The organism is Streptomyces sp. TLI_053, assembly GCF_900105395.1.
Taxonomy (GTDB): domain Bacteria; phylum Actinomycetota; class Actinomycetes; order Streptomycetales; family Streptomycetaceae; genus Kitasatospora.
The window spans coordinates 188,617-205,442 of the sequence record NZ_LT629775.1 but is presented as its reverse complement, the minus strand read 5'-3'; the positions used below and the strand labels follow the sequence as shown (position 1 = coordinate 205,442).

Annotated in this window: 13 protein-coding genes; 7 read left to right on the top strand and 6 right to left on the bottom strand. The window is 70.5% G+C overall.

The window, feature by feature from the left end; all coding sequences use genetic code 11:
• Positions 1-103: 103 nt before the first annotated feature.
• Together BLU95_RS41980 and BLU95_RS00765 are read right to left on the bottom strand one after the other, a co-directional pair.
• Entirely contained in the window at positions 104-271 is a 168-nt protein-coding gene (locus BLU95_RS41980; RefSeq protein WP_159424678.1) for a hypothetical protein, read from the bottom strand.
• Between the two features lie 692 nt (positions 272-963).
• On the bottom strand, positions 964-1,791 hold the full coding sequence (locus tag BLU95_RS00765; RefSeq protein WP_093858174.1) for an SDR family oxidoreductase: 828 nt from the start codon (positions 1,789-1,791) through the stop codon (positions 964-966).
• Positions 1,792-2,168: 377 nt separating this feature from the next.
• Here BLU95_RS00765 and BLU95_RS00760 point away from each other — a divergent pair, with 377 nt between their 5' ends.
• Together BLU95_RS00760 and BLU95_RS00755 are read left to right on the top strand one after the other, a co-directional pair.
• Positions 2,169-2,609 (top strand): hypothetical protein, encoded by a 441-nt coding sequence (locus BLU95_RS00760; protein ID WP_159424677.1) that lies wholly within the window; start codon positions 2,169-2,171, stop codon positions 2,607-2,609.
• 1,714 nt (positions 2,610-4,323) lie between these two features.
• Positions 4,324-4,866, top strand: coding sequence for a hypothetical protein (locus BLU95_RS00755; protein WP_093858172.1), 543 nt, complete (start codon positions 4,324-4,326; stop codon positions 4,864-4,866).
• A 468-nt stretch (positions 4,867-5,334) separates the two neighbouring features.
• Here BLU95_RS00755 and BLU95_RS00750 read toward each other — a convergent pair whose 3' ends face one another.
• The gene (locus BLU95_RS00750) at positions 5,335-6,708 is read right to left on the bottom strand and encodes an NsdA family TPR-like regulatory protein (RefSeq protein ID WP_159424676.1); all 1,374 of its coding nucleotides are present in this window, start codon (positions 6,706-6,708) and stop codon (positions 5,335-5,337) included.
• Positions 6,709-7,055: 347 nt separating this feature from the next.
• On the opposite strand from BLU95_RS00750, the gene BLU95_RS41975 reads away from it, so the two are divergent.
• From BLU95_RS41975 to BLU95_RS00735, 4 genes are all read left to right on the top strand, one after another.
• Positions 7,056-7,253 (top strand): hypothetical protein, encoded by a 198-nt coding sequence (locus BLU95_RS41975; RefSeq protein ID WP_159424675.1) that lies wholly within the window; start codon positions 7,056-7,058, stop codon positions 7,251-7,253.
• 65 nt (positions 7,254-7,318) lie between these two features.
• Positions 7,319-9,451: a peptidase domain-containing ABC transporter gene (locus BLU95_RS00745; RefSeq protein WP_159424674.1), complete on the top strand. Its 2,133-nt coding sequence runs from the start codon at positions 7,319-7,321 to the stop codon at positions 9,449-9,451.
• Complete coding sequence (locus BLU95_RS00740) at positions 9,445-10,713, top strand: glycosyltransferase family 2 protein (RefSeq protein WP_093858169.1); 1,269 nt, start codon at positions 9,445-9,447, stop codon at positions 10,711-10,713. Before BLU95_RS00745 ends, BLU95_RS00740 begins: the two co-directional genes overlap by 7 nt.
• An 83-nt stretch (positions 10,714-10,796) precedes the next feature.
• Positions 10,797-11,006: a hypothetical protein gene (locus BLU95_RS00735; protein WP_093858168.1), complete on the top strand. Its 210-nt coding sequence runs from the start codon at positions 10,797-10,799 to the stop codon at positions 11,004-11,006.
• Between the two features lie 385 nt (positions 11,007-11,391).
• Here BLU95_RS00735 and BLU95_RS00730 read toward each other — a convergent pair whose 3' ends face one another.
• The 3 genes from BLU95_RS00730 to BLU95_RS00720 all read right to left on the bottom strand — a co-directional run bounded on the left by BLU95_RS00730 (position 11,392) and on the right by BLU95_RS00720 (position 16,017).
• Positions 11,392-12,063: a hypothetical protein gene (locus BLU95_RS00730; protein ID WP_231978174.1), complete on the bottom strand. Its 672-nt coding sequence runs from the start codon at positions 12,061-12,063 to the stop codon at positions 11,392-11,394.
• Positions 12,064-13,270: 1,207 nt separating this feature from the next.
• The gene (locus BLU95_RS00725; protein WP_093858167.1) at positions 13,271-14,227 is read right to left on the bottom strand and encodes a hypothetical protein; all 957 of its coding nucleotides are present in this window, start codon (positions 14,225-14,227) and stop codon (positions 13,271-13,273) included.
• Entirely contained in the window at positions 14,224-16,017 is a 1,794-nt protein-coding gene (locus tag BLU95_RS00720; RefSeq protein ID WP_159424673.1) for an AAA family ATPase, read from the bottom strand. The genes BLU95_RS00725 and BLU95_RS00720 overlap by 4 nt, the downstream gene beginning before the upstream one ends.
• 203 nt (positions 16,018-16,220) lie before the next feature.
• Between BLU95_RS00720 and BLU95_RS00715 the strand changes: the two genes are divergently transcribed.
• Positions 16,221-16,583, top strand: coding sequence for a 3'-5' exonuclease (locus tag BLU95_RS00715; RefSeq protein WP_093858165.1), 363 nt, complete (start codon positions 16,221-16,223; stop codon positions 16,581-16,583).
• The last annotated feature ends 243 nt before the right edge of the window (positions 16,584-16,826 follow it).

The following is a 16,826-nucleotide window of genomic DNA, read 5'->3' as shown; positions in this document are numbered from 1 at the left end:
GCGTCATGGCCATCCCTGTTCAGTCGATGACCATGGTGCTGCGCGATTTCGTCGTCCATGATGTGGCCGACCGGGAGGAGCTTCACGACCGGTTGCTCGGCGCCTACCTGGACGAATGGACCGGGTACGCCTCGTCGGAGGAACTGCGGCAGGCGCACCGGATCGCCCAGCCGGCCGCGGTGCTCTGCCGGGCGCTCAGCTGGCGCGACAGTGTCGCCTCGCTCGGGAAGCCGCGCCGCCACCAGTACTTGCGCCCGGCGGTGGCGGGCAACACCCGGCGCCTTCGGCCCGGGCAGCTGTCGGCGGGTCCCGGGCCCGCCGACCTCCGGCCGTCGCCGGTTCACGAATATCCACAGAGGCTCCGCCCCGCGTGCTCGCCGAGCACGCGGGGCGGAGTGGTGCACGGAGGAGCGCGGCTGCCCAGCGTCTCGTGTGGCCCACGCGGGAGAGCGCGACGCCGACCCTGCGGTACGCCCCTGCCGCCGGCCCGCCTGCCGCGGTCCAGGCAGCACATGCCCACACGCCGGCCCTTCTCCGGGTACCCGCGCGGCGAACCGGAGGATCCGTGGGCGCCCGGTCGACAGGGTCGGTGCCGAGGTCGGCCGGGCACTGCATCCTCCGGTGGAGGTGGTGCGGACGGTGTAGGTGACGATGCCTGTGCTTCCGGCCGAGGCCGCGACTTCGGGCAGGGGAGTACTGGATCAGGGGGGATGGGATTCGAGTGATCCCGCGTGTCATGGAGGGGCGGGCCGTTCGAACTCCTCGCCCGGCGAGGTATCCAGCTCGACGCCCGGCTTCCGCAGCTGCTGGCCGCGCGGCGCAGGTTGCCGGTCGGCCTCGTCCCGGGACGACAGATCCGACGCCGGCGTGACAGTGGGCCTGCGGCGTGTTCCGTCTTGTTCGAGGGCTGTGCGTTCTCGCCGGAGTCTGAGCGTGGGCGGTCGCGTCGCCGGGGAGAGGGGTTCACGTCCCGGCGGCGAGGAACTGGCGGGCGCCGCGGAGTGCTGTCCGGAGCCGGTCCTGGGTGGCACGGCTGTCGAGGCGGACGTCGAGTGCCCCGGGAAGTGCGCTGTCGGCCCGCAGGCCGGTGGGAAGCCGGGAGGCGTCGAGCCCGTCGCGTCGGGCGATGAGGGTGGCGAGTTCGTGGCGGCTCAGGGCATCGGTTCCTGCCAGGTGGTGGACGCCGGACCGGTCGCCGCAGGCGAGTTCCAGCAGGGCGGCGGCCAGGTCGGCGACGTGTACGGGGCAGCGGATGTCGTCGGTGAACAGGACGCCGGTGCGGGTGCCGGCGGCGAGGTCGTGCACCGCGCGTACGTGTTCCGATCTCCGGTCGCCGATGATCAGGGAGGTGCGGGCTACGACGGCGCCCGGGTTCACGAGGCGGACACCTGTCTCCGCCGCGGCCTTCGCGGCACCGTAGGGGGTGAGGGGGTCGGGGAGGCAGGATTCGTCGTAGTGGACGCGCAGGCCGGAGAACACGGCGTCGCTGGACACATGGACCAGGCGGCTGCCGTGCTTCGCCGCGGTCATCGCCAGGCGGACCGGTCCCTCGGCCGTGACCGTCCAGTCGGGTCCCCCGCTCGTCGCGTTGACGACCACGTGGGGTTCCACCTCGGTCATGATCGCCTCGATGCGGCTGAAGTCGCGCAGGTCGAGGGCGTGCCACGAGACCCCCGGGGTGCTGCCGGGCCGGGTGGTGAACGTCGCAGCCGTCGTGCGGCCCGCCGCTGCGGCCTGGCGGACCAGCTCGGTGCCCAGGAATCCACTGCCACCGATGATCAGAATGGTCATGGTGCGACACAGTAGAGGAGGACAGCTGGAGAACACCGGCCTGCGGGGCCGACTCGCCAGCGCTCGCCAGGACGACCGGGAGGAGCGCTCGATCGCCTGGCCGGAGCGGGGCCGCCGCTGTTCGCCGCGGCCGCGAAGCGCCTCTTCACCGCCCGCCGACCGATGCGGGGAACGGGGCCACAAACGACGCGCTGAACGGGCGTCACCCACGGCGCAGATCGGGGCGTCATGAGTGACGGCCTGCTCGCTCCACGCGGTGAGCAGGAGGGAAGATTCAAGGAAGGTGTACGAAGGTCTCATTTCGCGGAATGGGACCCACCACTAGATTCGATGGAAAGCGAGAGCAGTACGTTTTCTCGTGCCGATCGTTCATGGGAATGAAGTTGAAGAAATTCGCAGCAGGTCTCACCTCAATAGTGATAGCGGGAAGCATCCTCGTGACCGGCACCGCCGCCCACGCGGCTCCGGCTGAGCCGATGTCGGTGTCGGTGTCGGTGACTGAACTCCCCGCGGGCACCGCCACCGAGGCGTCCACGGGTGTGAACGTGATCGACGCCCCCGTTCTGGTGGACCCGCGGCAGGACCACAACGCCGTCAACTGCCGCTTCGGGAAGAACGAGGCGGACCGGGAGAAGTACTGCAAGGCACTCGGGGCCAGGCCGATGACGGAGACGGCGAAGAACTGCCTGATCCGCATGGGCGTCGGCGGCGCCGCCGCCCTGATCGCCGGAAAGGTGAACAAGAAGGTGGCCAGGGAGATCACGGTGAACACGGTGGCGGCCGGGGCCTCGGGCTGCCTGACGGCGCTGCTCACGTGACCGGGGGTCTTGCCAAGGCAGGGGTCCTGGCCCTCTGGGGCGGGGTCCTGGTGGCAGCCGATCACGTGACCTCCTCCTTCTGGTACCGGATCGCCGTCGCTGTCGCCACCGCTGTCCCGATGGCGTGGGCTCTCGACCGGATCGGCGGCCGCCGCCCCTGAGGTTTCGCGTGGACCGGCCCGCCGACCGGTCCACGCGAAACCTCAGGGGCGGCGGCCCGGGTCCCACGTCGAACCGACGGTCACCAACGGCAGGCCGCGCGGCGGGTTTCGCCGGCACTGAACGGCGCTCGGAGGGGGTCGGGGCCCGTCCGGCTCCTGGAGGGTCTCGACGAGAGAGCTGTTCGGCCGTCGGATCTGGTCGTGCTGGCGGGAGTTGAGCCGGGACAGGAATCCCGGTCTCCGGGCTCTGGAGGGTTCCCGCCGTTGCGGAGTGCGTCCCCCCGGGGGGTGGGCAGCTGGGTGGGGACGGTGCCCGTGTCCTGGTGGGTGGCGGGCCGGCGGTGATCGGTGCGGCGGGCTCGCCCGGACGTTGCCCTGGGGTGCGGGCGTTCGGATTCGGGGTGCTGGTGTCGTGGGGGAGGGGCCGGGCGCCGGGTGCGGTGTTCACCATGTCCGATGGTCCGGTGGCTCCCGATGCCGCGCCCGGGGCCGGTTTGCGCGTCGGGTCGGTGTGTCGGGCAGGTGCGCCTGTCGTGGGCGGTGCGGTGTGCGGTCGTCGTCGTGCCGCGCCCGGGCCCGTGCGTACCGTGCCGGCGCCGGCGGTGGTGGCCGGCCGCCCGGCCTGGGACGATGCGCCGTCTTCCCTGGGGAGCAGGAAATCTTGCGGTCCTGCTGGCAAAGAATGGCTCGCACGATCCCGGGGTGTGCCGAAGATTTTCCTGTTCCCGGGTGTGTTGCGGAGGTGACGGGATGTCGGTCCGGGCGGGATGCGTGCCGGTGCCGGGGGAGTGTCGTTGCGGGCACGGGCGGTGCCCGCAACCGGAGCCGTGGGCGCCGCCGGAACCGTCCGTGACGCGTGCGGTGCCCGGCGGGTGGTTTCCCCTTCGTGCTGGCTGAGGTTGTCGGGGCGCCCTTCGCGGTGACGTCGTGCCGGTGTCCTCGTGTGCCTGTGCCGCCAACCCGCCCCGCCCGCGTGGTCGGAGGCTGCTGCTGGCCAGGCCGCGCACCGACCGAGGCGGCTCGCCTTCCCCGGAGGGCCGGACCGGTGGGCGGAGCACCCCCGGCGCTGGGGCGCCACCGTGCCGGACTCCCTGAAGCCGGGCTCGAGGACCACCGGTGCCGAAGCCACCGCTGTCCCGGTGGGAGCCAGGGCGGTCCGATCCGGAATTGGCTGCCGGTCGGCATGCCCGGGGGCCTGCCGCGCTGGCGGAGGTCGGCGAAGTGACGCCGTCGAGTGTCGGTCCGGAGCTGGAGCTGCGGGAGTGCGCGCTGTGTGTCAGCGACCGGGAGGAGAAAGAGCTGGGTCTGCGGGTGTTGCCTGTTCCGGCCCGGTGCGGGAGCGGTTGGCCGTCCGTCTCCCGGCCCCGGCGGGCCGGTGGCGGGAGGAGCGGGTGCGGGACGCCGGGCCGGCCCGGCGGGGGAGCGGCTGGGCTTGTGGCGGGGCGGCGAACGGTCAGACTCCTGTTGGGGGTTGCTGCCTGTGGGTGGGGGAATTCCCTGTGCAGTGGGGCAGATGTCTGTCTGTCCTGGCGGTACGGGGGAAGGGTGGGGCAGTGGGTGAGGAACTGTGTCCAGAGGAGAGGCTGCGTCTGGTCCAGTGGCACTTGGTGCGGGCGGACGGGCTTCGTCTGGGGCTGGTGAACCGGGCAGGTGCTCTCCTGAGCGCTGATGCGCTCGTCGTGACCGGTGTGGTGTTCGCCTCCGGGGCGACGTCCTCGGAGGTGTCGCCCGTCCTCGGGGCGGTCGGGCTGGCCGCGTTGGTCGTGAGCGTGTGTTCGGTGGCCCTGGCGGCTCTGGTGCTCACCGGGTCGGGAAGGCTGCCTGCGTTGTCGCGGCCGTCCGGCGCCGTGGTGCCGATCGCGTTCAGCTACGGCGACACCGTCGAGGCGTTCGCCTCCGTGGAGCAGTTCCGCGCGGGGCTCTGTGCGCAGACCCTCGAGGCGGCTGCCGATGCCGCCGCTGTCGAGCTGTGGCGGTGCATCAGTGTCCATCAGGTCCGGGCGCGAAGGATGCGCCACGCCACGCAGTACCTGCTGGGCGGTGCGGTGCTCCTGGTCGCGATGGCCGCGGCGAGGCTCGTCACCGCTCTTGCCTGAGGCCCGGGCCGGTCCCAGGGACCGGGCGGCGTTCCGTCCCGTCTGCCTTCGGCCGCGCCGCCGTACCGGCCCGCGGGCCGGCGCTCCCGGACCGCCGGTGTGCGGGTCACGGACCGGTTGGCGTGCAGAGGAAGCCGGCGCGGAGCGGGGCCCGCAGGGCCACCCGGTGCGGATGCCCACCTCGCCCGGCCGGTGGTCGACGACGGCGGCGGGGCCCTGGACGTCGACAGGCTGCCTTCCGTCGATCGTCACGAGGAGTCCGTGGGGGGCATCCCGGGCGGTGATCGGTGTGAACGGGCCAGGGACGCCCTGTCCGACGTGCTGGACGGACTCGGTGCCCACTGCTGTCCCCTGACCGGGGGCGCCCTGTTGCCGGGGAGGCGGCTGTGGCTTCGCGTCCTGGCCCGGATCGGCGGCGACGCGCTCGGTCGCTCGGTCGGTCGGGCACGGCCGGGGCCGACGGCGCGGTCAGTCGGGACCGGTCCGCCAGTACGGGGCGGGCCGGTCGGCCAGGTGGTCGAGCAGTTCCCGTGTGCCGGGATGTGCGGAGTGGGGGGTCAGACGGTGGCGGAACCAGCGGGCGAGTCCGGGTGGCAGGGTGCCCGCCCGGTCGGCGGCGGCGCGAACGGCGGCGGTGGCCGCGTCGATGTCCCCGGTGGCCAGCTGGGCCTCCACGACCGGGCGCAGGCGTGCGGCGGCGTGCGGGGAGGGAGGCTGTGAGGGGGGCGTGCCGTCGGTGAGGACGCTGTGGTAGCAGGAGAGCGCGCGGACCGGTTCTCCCAGGCGCAGCCAGGTCTGGCCGCGGGCGAGGGTGAGGAACTCGTCGTTGACGTAGCTGCCGGTGGGGTCGGCTTGCGCGTCCCAGGTCGGGGAGGTCCCGGCCAGGGCTCGCTCGGCGTGGTCCAGGGCCCGGAGGGCGGCGGCGTGTTCGCCGAGCCGGGCGAGCGCGCGGGCGTGGCGGGTGTGCTGGATGACGGCGAGGCGGTGGGTGGGGCGGGGGTCGACGGTGCGGGAGGCCCGGAGCAGGGAGAGGGCATCGCGGGGGTCTCCGCGGCGCAGGTGCCTGAGGGAGAGCAGGGAGAGATAGGCGGCGGTGTGGCGGGGCGCGCCCGCGGCGGACGCGGCCCGGATCGCGGCCAGGGCGTAGCGCTCGGCACGGACCTCTTCCCCCAGCGCGCCGCTGATCCAGGTGCACAGGGCGGCGCTGCGGGCCGCGAGGAGGAGCAGCCGGGCGCCTGTGGCGGGGTCGTATCCGCAGCGGGTCAGCAGGTCGCTGACGAGTCGGTACTCGGCGCGGGCAGCCAGGTAGAGGGCGCCCTGGTGCATGGGGCTGCCGGCTTCGAGTTCTTCGAGGGCGCGGATGCGGGCCTCGGACCAGGTGAGTGTCGCGGGGGTGATGCGGGGGCCGTCGCGGGCGGGGGGCCGGGGATCGGTGAGTGCTTGTACGGCGCCGCGGATCTGGCCGGCGAGGGAGGGTCCGGTGATGATCAGCGTGGGGCCGCAGTCCCAGGTCGCTTCCGCGGTCGCCCGCGTGACCCCGATGGCGGCCTGCGGGTTCCACGGTTGTCCCGACAGCGCGTGGTCACCGGTGGCGCCCGGCAGCCATCGCGGCCAGCCCAGGCGCAGGACGATGTCCCGGTCCACGTCGTGGATGCGGGCGATGGCGAGCTGGGCGCTGAGTTCGGGGGTGATCCGGCCGGATTCCCAGCGGGACACCTTCTCCCGCCGCGCGGCCATCTGCCCGTGACCGAGTTCCGCGTGCACCCGGGCGATCAGCTGGGCGTACGCGGACTGCGAGAGGCCGGTCGCGGTTCTGAGCGCGACCAGGGGATGCGCTGCCATGTCGGTGTGTCGGGCGTGCGTGCCGGCCCCGACCGGCACGTGGAAATTTCGTCGAAGTATCAACAAATCTCGAATTCATAGTAACAGATCGACTCCGAAGCGTCAAAGTCGCGAGGCAACACCGAGCACCCCGATCCGCCTTGCCCGTCAGGTCTCGTCCGATTTCTAATGTTCAGGCGGGGCGAGCGGCCGACCGGAAATTCCGGGCGCCGCACCCAAGGGGATCCGAACCGGATTCCCGAATCCGATCACCATCGATCACCACCGATCGCCGCCGCATTCCGATGAATATCACGGAGCACACGCATGTGCTTTCCGGAGATCAACCGAGAGACAAGGACAGCAAGATGAGTCTGACCGACCTGCGGGCGATGGGCTTCCCGGCACTCGACGCCGCCGCCGCCGAAGCAGCGGCCGGAGAGGGCCTCAACGCCGCCCAGTGCGCCCACATCAAGGCGCTCAGCTTCACCAGCGCGGTGATCTCCTGCGGCGGGACCCCGGCGAACTACATGGCCATCTACAACCGCGAGTGCAAGGGCAAGTAGGGACATCGCCGAGCGCCGCGGCCGGCCCCACGGCCGGCCGCGGCACCCGGCAGAGGAACCATGCAGTGAACTTCCGACGATTCCACACCCACCAGAGCGGCGACACCGACTGCGGCCCCGCCTGCGTCCGCACCGTCCTGCGCCGACACGGCCGCCTCGTCGACACCACCGTCCTACGGGACTCCGTCGGGCTGGGGCAGCGGGGCTCGACCCTCGCCCGCCTGCACCGCGTCCTCGCCGACCACGGCGTGGCGTCCGAACTCCTGCGCCTGGACACCGCACAGCTCGCCCTGGCCCTGGAGGTCGCGGGACCGGCGATCATCCGGGTGCACATCGACAGCCGACCGCACTTCATCGTCGTCCACACCGTGCGCGGCAACCGGTTCGTGGTCAGCGACCCGCTGTTCTCCGGCCCCACCCTCATCGATCCGCAGGACCTCACCGAAGTGTTCACCGGCCACGCCCTGGTGACCGGCCGCCCGGTCACGGGCCTCTCGCGGTGGGCGCGCCTGCGCGGACCCCGCCCACAGCCGGTGCTGCGGCCACTGGTCAGGGCGCACTGGCCCGCGCTGGCCCTCCTGCTCTCGCTGACCGGCGCGGTCTCCCTGGCCGCACTGGCCACCAGTCTCTTCCTCAAAGTCGGCACCGACCTGGTACTGCGGGAGGACTCCACCCACTCCCTCGACCTGCTCGCCGCCGTCCTGGCCCTGGTGGTCATGGTCGCCGCCGGCGCCAACCACCTGCGCGGGCGGATGAGCGTCACCCTCGGACAGTCCCTCCAGCGCCGGCTGTCCGAGGACTACATCCGCCGACTGCTGCGCCTGCCGCTCGCCTTCCACCAGGGGCGGCGCGCCGGGGACCTGGTGAACCGCGTCGACGACGTGGGGGAGATCCAGTCCCTGGTGGCCTCCTCCACGGTCCGCGCAGCCATCGACCTGGGCATCGCGCTGCTCACCGGTAGCTACCTCGCCTTCGACGACCCGCCGGTTCTGGGCATCCTGGCGGCCTCCGCCGCGGTGAACCTCTGGTCCTCCTGGCTCCTGTTCCGTCCGATCCGGACGGCGTCGGAGGAGGCCCTCCAGCGCGACGCGACGCTCAAGGCCGAACTGTTCAACATCCTGCGCGGCTACGAGCATGTCGTGGCCCTCGCAGCCCGTGACTTCGCCGTCCGCCGCGTACTGGACCGGCTCGAACACCGGATCGCCGCCGAGACGAGGCTGGGGCGGCTGGGCAACACCAACACCGTGCTCAAGGGCCTCAACCTGGGCCTGACCACACTCCTCGTCGTGTGGGCATGCCTGCACCAGAACCACGCCGGCACCCGGAGCGTGGGCGAGATCCTCTCCACCGTCGCCCTGGCCGGCTGCTTCCTCGCCGCGGTCGACTCCCTGGCCGGCCTGCAGGTCGCATTCCAGCACTTGGCAGCCGCTGTCGGCCGCTACCGCGACGTGACACAACAGCGCGAGGACCCCTTGCTCACCGTCCCCGCCGGCGCCGGCAGGCCTACCGTGCCGAACACCGGCGTCGACGCACGAGCCCTGACCGTCGTCTACCCGGAGCAGACCCGACCCGCCCTCGCCGACTTCGACCTGTCCGTCGGCCCGGGGGAGCGGATCCGCCTCGTCGGCGCCAACGGCCGGGGCAAGAGCACCGCCCTCAAGGCCCTCGCCGGGTTCATCGCCCACCACGGCGGCACGGTGCGGATCGGCGGTCGGGACCTCGCCGCGATCGGCGACGCGTCGCTGCGCGAACGCGTCCTCTACCTGGCCGACACCCCTCTGCTGCTGGCCGCCAGTGTGCGGGAGAACCTCGACTTCGGCGTGCCGGCCGACGACCGGGCCCGGGCTCTCGCCTGCCGGACGGCCTGCTTCGACGAGGTCGTGGCCGGCCTGCCCGAAGGGCTCGACACCCTGGTGCACGAGGACGGCAGCGGGCTGTCCCGTGGCCAGGTCCAGCGTCTGGCACTGGCCCGGGCTGTCCTGCGCAGGCCTGATGTCTACCTCCTCGACGAGGCGTTCAGCGGGATCGACCGCACCACGGTCCACCGGATCTGGGCCAACCTCGCCGAGCTCCCGGCCGCCAAGGTCGTGGTGTCGCACACCGCCGCCACCGACCTCGCCTTCGACCGCGTCATCGAGCTGCCCGCCCCCGCCCCCGCCACCCCGGCCCCGCACGCCGAGGAGCACCCGGCATGCTGATCCACGACCTGCTCGACCGGCCCGACACACATCCTGGCCCGGCCCTCGAGGGCCTCGCGCTGATCAGCGGGATGTCCCCGCAACTGGCACACCTTCCGGTTCCCGCCGGTGACCGACGGCACCGAACGGCGCCCCGCGTCACCGCTGTCGTCCTGACCCAGGACGAGGAGGACACGATCGGCCGCTGCCTGGACGCCCTCACCCAGGACGTCGACGAGGCGCTGATCGTGGACTCCGGCTCCTCGGACCGCACCCTGGACATCGTGGCGGCACATCCGCTGCCCACCCGGGTCGTCCACGCCCCGTGGCAGGAGGACTTCGCGCACCAACGCAACCTCGCCCTCGACCACGTTCACGACGGCTGGGTCCTCATGATCGACGCCGACGAGGTGCTCGCACCCGCCGACGCCGGAACCGTCCGCCGCGCCGCAGTCCTCCTGGACCACATCCTGCCCCATGCCGACCTCGCGGCGTGCCCGCTGGTGCTCGACGATCACGACCCGGCCGGCCGCTACCCCGACCTGCCGCGCCTCGTGCGGGCGCGCACCGCACTGCGCTACCGCGGTCGCATCCACGAGCGTCCCTACGACAGCGACGGCAACGCGCCCCCGACGGTCCACCTCACCACCGTCCTTCGCCACCACGGCTACCACCCGACCGTCATCACCGCGAAGGCAAAGCTCGACCGCCACGCCAGGCTGACGGCACTGTGCCGTGCCGAGGAGCCGGACAATCCGAAGTGGGTGTTCTACCAGGCCCGGGCCGAACTTCCCCAGCACACCGGCCCCGAGGCCGCGCGGTCCCTCTTCGGCCGGCTCGCCGCGGCACCCGCCCGCGACGGCCTCCCCCCGTGCGACTACACCGACGAACGCCGCCAGGACACCTGGGTACTGCTGTGCGAACTTGCCCTGCGCTTCGGCGGATCGGACGAGATCGACACCTACACCGCGCTCCTGGAGCGGGCCGGGCGCGGCGCCGAGGCCACCTACTTCCGCACCGTCGTCACGACGAGCCGCAGCCTGAGGGTCCTCGCCGGGCTCGCCGACACCGCGGCCGACGCGGTGCGCGAGACCGCCTGTGCGGACATCCGGGTCATGGGGCGCCTTCACGAACTGCACGGCCTGCTGTCCCTGGCGACCGGCCGTTACGAGCATGCCGCTCCGGCCCTGGGGGCAGCACTCGCGCTCGGCGCCGGAACGTTCCTGAGCGCCGAACTGGAACGGCTGCGGGAGGAAATCGGGCCGAAGGATCCGGCCCGCTGAGCCCCGGCCCCGCCTCCCGCCGACAGGAACCGGGAAATGCGCGGCCGTAGCATGGAAGAAATCCACGATCAAGGAGGAAACGAATGTCGATGGGACCGGGTCTCGCCGGAATGCCGATGGACGAATGGAAGATCCGCACACCGAACGGAAAGGAATACGCCTTCGACACCGAGCAGGAAGCCCGCGAGGCGCTCCACGAATACGACCCGGGCAGCACGCTGTGGAAAAGAAAGGCATACCGCGGCTTCGCCGGGATCAGCACCTCCCCCCGCGGTTGGACGCAGGTCGACTGACAGCCAGGATGCACACGAGCGGCTTCCGGACGGGGCCGACAGAACCCTGTCAAGGACCCGAGGTCGGTCGGTCGGTGGGTCGGGCCCCGCCGGAAGACGCTCATGAGCATCCGCACTGTTCAGTCGACCTGCGACTTCACAAGCGCCCGGTCGGAGGCCCCATCGCTGTCCTGTCCACCTGCCGGACCGGTGCCTGCCCCCCTGACCGCTCCAACGGAGAGGATGATGACGTCATGGTGGGCCCGGTTGGCAGCAGGTCGTCTCGAAGGAGCCCGGTGCCGGTTCGGCCGGTGCCTTGGTGCGCGTTACGGGTCGCAGCAGTGTGTCCGGGAGGCCCGGCGTGGCCTGTCCTGATCGTTCATGTGGACAGGGGGTCGACCGGCGGTCAGGGGTGGCCCAGTTGCTCGGCGTCATGCGAACCTTCCCGGACCTCGGCGGTGGCGCGGGGATCGCCTGCGGTCGGCTGGGCTTCGAGGTGTTCGGCCTGGTCCGACGGGTCGTCGGCGGAGACCGGGAGGGTCGTCCCGAACTGGAGCCAGGGCCGGTCTGCATCGGCCCGGTTGCGGGGATGCATCAGGACGACGTGGAGTCGGTCCGGTTCGTTGCGGGAGGCCCGGACGCCGTGCAACTCGCAGTCCCATCTGGCGAGCCAGTCCCCGCGTGTCCTCGGTCGCGCCTCGAGCAGCCGCGCAACCGCCCCTGCCGGCCACTCCCGACTGCGGTCCTCCTTGGCTCGCAGGACCTCGTCCTTGTACTGACCGGCGGTGAACCGAAGCTCCGGCAGGTCGAAGTCCTGATTGGCAGGGTCGCGCCAGCCGGTCCGGGCAACATGATTCCCGTCACGCCTGACCGTCATGTACAGGGCGCCACAGCACTCCTCCACGCCGCACCCGGACCAGGCGGGACGAACTTCCCGGGGCGTCGCCGCGGCATGCAACGGCCCGTCCGGGCCCAACAGATACCGGGGGCCTACTCCTTGGTACCGGGAGCCTCCCACGCCACCGGGGACCGCCTCGGCCAGAAGATCCCGGCCGTTGACGATCGGGCGGACCTCCACGCTGCCCTTGTTGGGTGGTGGGCACGATGCTCAGACGGAGAAGGTCCGGTCTCGTGGTCATCGGCTGATGATCGCGGAGCCGGCTCGCTGTTGTCACGTGAAATTTCGCGTGACCTCCGATCAGGACGGTGGTCGGGCGGCTCGAAGCCATGCCGGGGCCTCCGGACACGATCGCGGACAGCGTCCCCAGCGCCTCTGGACACACCAGGGCGGTCGCGGTCCACGCCGCGGCGGGCTCCGGGTGGGCGGTGCGCGAGTACGTCGGGACCTCCGTAAGACCGAACTCCGTGAAACGCGATCCTCCGGACGGTGAAGCTGCGCGCCTTCAACCCGCGCGCCACCGAGTTGCGAAGTCTCAGCTGGATGTCCTGAGGCTGTCTCACTGATGTGTCAATGACGCCTTGGCCAAGGGCGCAGGCAGGTGCGGGCGTCCTCCTTCACCTGGATGTCATTGAATGAGATCGGCGTATGACGACTTGTGGGAATTTCCAAGTCACTCTGGTGAGAATTGCAATGGCCGCAGCCCTCTGGCCAGCCGCTTTGGAGCCGCTGCGTCTGCATACGCAGGAAATCGGCTCCGCTGAAGGCGCCGGGACTCGGCCGGGCTTGCGGTGTGGTCAGAGCGGGGTCGTCTTGTCATGCAGGAGGAGTGAGGACCGGAGGGAGGGAAACGGCAGCCCTGCGTGCGCGGGGACGGTGCGGTCGGTCAGCGCGAGCTCGGTGATGCCGCGGGTGTCAGCCCTGCGTGCGCGGGGACGGTTCCGAGGTAGACGACGCTGCCTTCGCCGTAGGGGTGTCAGCCCTGCATGTGCGGGGACGGCATTTCCTGACCTGTGACTCTAGCTGTTTAAGACGCTGTTCTGTGCCGGTTCGGCGGGCCAGGGCAGCGGCGGCCGGCTGGGGGGAGCGGGACAGGCCAGCCCGTGGCACCCGGTCGGCGTGGAGAGGCCACGGCGCGCCCGGACAACCACTGCCAGGCGTGCGTGCACGGTGCCCACGTCGGCGACGGTCAGCCCAGACTCGCCCGGAACAGCCCCGCGCACCGGTCCCGCGAAGCCCTCCCGTGTGCATGGCCGACGGGGGCGTACCGCAGCCGACCCGCCCCGGAGAGAGGGGCGAAGCATTCCCGCGGGCGGCTGAACCGGAGCGGCGGGTCGGCAGGGCGAATCAAGGACGGAGGCCGAGGGCCGACCCGCCCACGCCGGTCCTACACGGGTGGAGCGCTATCAGGGCAGCTGCTCTCACGCAGCCACTGCTCCAGCTTCTCGAACAGGGGGTGGCGCAGGTCGTTGAGATCCACCTTTCCCATGAGCAGCAGTTCCAGCGAGGGGCCGGCTTGGTATGTCCGGGTCGTGTCTCGGTTGAAGACGGACTTGCAGCGCGCTTTGAGGAACTGAACGACGAGCTCGCTGATGTCGTGGCCGTTGACGAAGTGCCGGGGGTCGCCTGTGACGAGCTTCTCGAGCTCACCGAACCGCTTGAGGAGTGATTCCTTCGTGGTGGCGCCGCGTTCCGCCTTCCCGGTCCCGTTCAGGGCGTCCTGGAATATCTCGCCGACAGTGATGGGCAAGGACGTGGCCGAGAAGATCTTCTCGAAGGCCTTGTTCGGAACAGCTGCTCCGCATCCCGATTCACGCAGACAGGCGCGGATTAGGAAGAGCGTCACCAGGCCCGGTGTGACCGCCGTGAGGACGTCTGCGGCGGTCACCGTCTCCGGCGCTCCAAGCCCCATCCTCAGAAGCTTGTTCATGGTCCGTTCGTTGAACGCGTAGGCCTCGAGCGCCGAGAAGTCTGTGCGCAGGAGGAGGTCGTTCTCCGCGTCGGCGTCGAGCCCGATGCTCACGAGGTCCGCGTCCATCACCAGGCGGGCCGCCCCGGAGTCGACTCCCAGCTCCGACAGGACGTTCGACAGGTGCAGCACTCTGCTTCGTTGCCCGGTCAACAGGCCGTACTTGATCAGCTCCGAGTCCGGAAGGTCCACGCGGTCGGAGACGGCATAGACCCGGACAAGCCCCCGCGACGGTGTCTCGGAGACGAACCAGGTGAAGAAGTTTCTGTCGCCGCGCCCCTCTACGATGACGTCCCGAATCTCGGGCTCCAGGAAGTACAGCGTGGCCAGTTCCTCCGGGCGGCGTCGAAGCTCCATCTCCCCGTCCCGCGTCACTGCTCTGTCTCCTCCGACTCCCAAGCCTCGCCGTCGGCCTGACCTTCCTCCTCCAGGTCGAGCTCGGGCTCGCGCTGACGGGAGATCATCCGAGCGAGGGAGCTGCGGTGCCCGGTCACTACCTCGATGGAGTGGGTGGCGACGATGAACTGGACCTGGCTGCCCTCGGTGCAGGCCAGCATCGCGTCCATGAGCTGCCGCTGCCACTTCACATTCAGGCTCAGCTCGGGCTCGTCGATCAGGAACAGCCGTGTGTTCCCGGGCGCGAGAAGAGTGTTGAGTAGGAGTAGGAGGATCTGCCGCTCTCCGGACGACAACTGCTCCGGGAAGAGGCTCCCGCCCAGACCCGAGTTCCGGCTACGGGAGCCGATTGCACTGGGCATGCGACCCGGCACGTGCCTGACCTGAAGTCCGCGGCCGCGACTGTAGGTGACCTCCTTCCCGCTGCTGTTGAAGAACCGATTCATCTCCGTCGTGAAGGTGCGGACCAGGCTGACGGTCCCCGCCAAAGCCTCAAGCCGCGCCTGCTGCGCATCGATGAAGGGGCTCAGCACGTCCTCGACCACACCGATCTTCGACGAGGGCACAGCTTTGACCGCCTCGACGAACTGGTCCCGCTCGAACGAGGGAAGTAGACCGTACCTGCTGTACTCACGGCTCTGTTCCGCCAATTGGTCGAGGCTCTCGATGAGCTCCTCGCGAGTCCTCTCGTCGGCTTTGGTGAGGTCGGTGGACGCCGCGCGTTGCAGAATTCCGAGGTAGGCGCTGTTGGAGCCCTTTGACCCCTGGACGCTGCCGGCGAGCGCCTTCCTCTGGATCATCGCGTTCACGCGGCTGATCGCATTGGCCAGCTCCGCCGCCACCCCGCCGCCAGGACCCTCGTCCTGCTGCACACCGAGTCTGGGCGGCGGCCGATAGTCCGCCTCATAGCGCGGACGCCTGTCGGGCTGCGACGTGATCGTATCCCCGTAGATCTGCCTGTCGTCGGCCAGGAGATACGGGGCGGCGTTCAGCTTCTCGAGGTAGGCGACGAACGCGTTGTCCGTTCCCAGTACACGTCGTCTGGAAGCGACCTCCCGTTGACGCCGGATCGGGTCGCCGTGCCAGCGCGGCCCGGATTGCGGATCGTCGAAGAGCCCTTCCTGCGACGGCCCGGGAGCCGACAGGCTTTCCGGGGAGACGGCGATCACGTCACCGCGGTTCGGAAGCTCGACGTACAGCTGCTCCAACCGGGGCACTCCGTCCGTCGTCACCTTGACGAGAAAGCCCCCGACCAGAAGCCCGTTCAGCTTGGAGATCCGGATGACGTCCCCGTTGGTGAGGTGAACGATAAACGACTTGAACGGGGTCCTGGCAATGCCAGCCCGATGATCATGAGAGTCGGACGGGGACAACGTATGCCACAGGAGCTTGAGAATGGTGGTCTTGCCACTGCCGTTGTTCCCGTAGATCAGCGTCAGGCGATCGCTCTGCATGTCTGAGCTCGTGCCGACGCCGAAACTCAACTCATAGCTGTAGAGCCCGAAGAGCTCCTCCACCTCAACGGCGGAGACGAGCGGCTGGTGAAATGGTCTCATTCCGTCCCTTTCGGACCGGTGCAGGCGGCAACCCGCACAGAAGCGACAACAGTAGTCCGCGGTCGGCTTTGCGCGGGTCGCGGCCCGCATCGCCCCGTGACACTTCAGGATCTCCTGAAGAACGACACCGCCTGCCTGCTCCTCGGACTGCTCCGGCTCGCCGACCGGCCTAACGGCCTGGCCCCCCGTGTGGCGCGAGGCCTCGGCAGGCATGCTCCGCATCCACGGATCCGGCGACGACGAAGCCACTCAACGCCACACCGGCGAACACCTCGCCCCGCCTCACCGCTCAACTGCGTACCTGGCTGCACGCCAACCCGCCGTCGGCCACCTCGGCCGCCACCGTCGTCGGACACCTTCTGGACCTCCTCGACGCACCCGCGCTGCGCCGGTACGTGAAGGCAACGACTCCCTCCATGGACCTCGACCTCATCACCGAGGCGTTCGAAGCCCGCCTTGACGCCGCCGTTTACGAAGCAGCCGAATGGAGCGATGTCCTCGAGGGGCTCGAGGCCGCCGACGCGATCGTCCTGCTCACCGCACACCGCAGCAAAGGCCTCGAGTACGACACCGTCTTCCTCCTCGGCCTCGACGAGAACCAGTGGTGGGCCTACAGCCGAGACCCGATCGAAAGCCAGAGGGCCTTCTTCGTCGGTCTCTCCAGGGCCGCGGAGCGTCTGATCGTCACCACCACCATGCCGGACGCCCGCACGGGACCCATTGCCGGCCTCTTTGCGCTCCTCGACCACGCCGGCGTGCCCGAGATCACCCGATCATGATCCCGAGCCCGGTGAGAGCTTCCGCAGTACAAGGGCCCTCCGGGGGCGATGGCCCAGGACTTCCTGCGCCGGGCCGCAGGCCGGACCCGCACCGACGACGCAAGCACACGGCCTTCGAGCCCGCGATACAGCGCGAGCCGGTGGGTACGGGCGACCGCGGTGACGGCGTCGAGCCGGACACCGTCCAGCCGCTCCAGCACTCCCTCCGCGGTGTGCGGCCGGTGGCGGAGGGCTGATGCGTGG

Excerpts from the sequence above, each read along its gene's own strand:
- BLU95_RS41975 (WP_159424675.1), top strand. The coding sequence starts at position 7,056 with ATGAGTCTGACCGACCTGCGGGCGATGGGCTTCCCGGCACTCGACGCC.
- BLU95_RS00765 (WP_093858174.1), bottom strand. The coding sequence starts at position 1,791 with ATGACCATTCTGATCATCGGTGGCAGTGGATTCCTGGGCACCGAGCTG.
- BLU95_RS00715 (WP_093858165.1), top strand. The coding sequence starts at position 16,221 with ATGGACCTCGACCTCATCACCGAGGCGTTCGAAGCCCGCCTTGACGCC.
- BLU95_RS00720 (WP_159424673.1), bottom strand. The coding sequence starts at position 16,017 with ATGCCTGCCGAGGCCTCGCGCCACACGGGGGGCCAGGCCGTTAGGCCG.
- BLU95_RS00750 (WP_159424676.1), bottom strand. The coding sequence starts at position 6,708 with ATGGCAGCGCATCCCCTGGTCGCGCTCAGAACCGCGACCGGCCTCTCG.
- BLU95_RS00760 (WP_159424677.1), top strand. The coding sequence starts at position 2,169 with ATGAAGTTGAAGAAATTCGCAGCAGGTCTCACCTCAATAGTGATAGCG.
- BLU95_RS00735 (WP_093858168.1), top strand. The coding sequence starts at position 10,797 with ATGTCGATGGGACCGGGTCTCGCCGGAATGCCGATGGACGAATGGAAG.
- BLU95_RS00740 (WP_093858169.1), top strand. The coding sequence starts at position 9,445 with ATGCTGATCCACGACCTGCTCGACCGGCCCGACACACATCCTGGCCCG.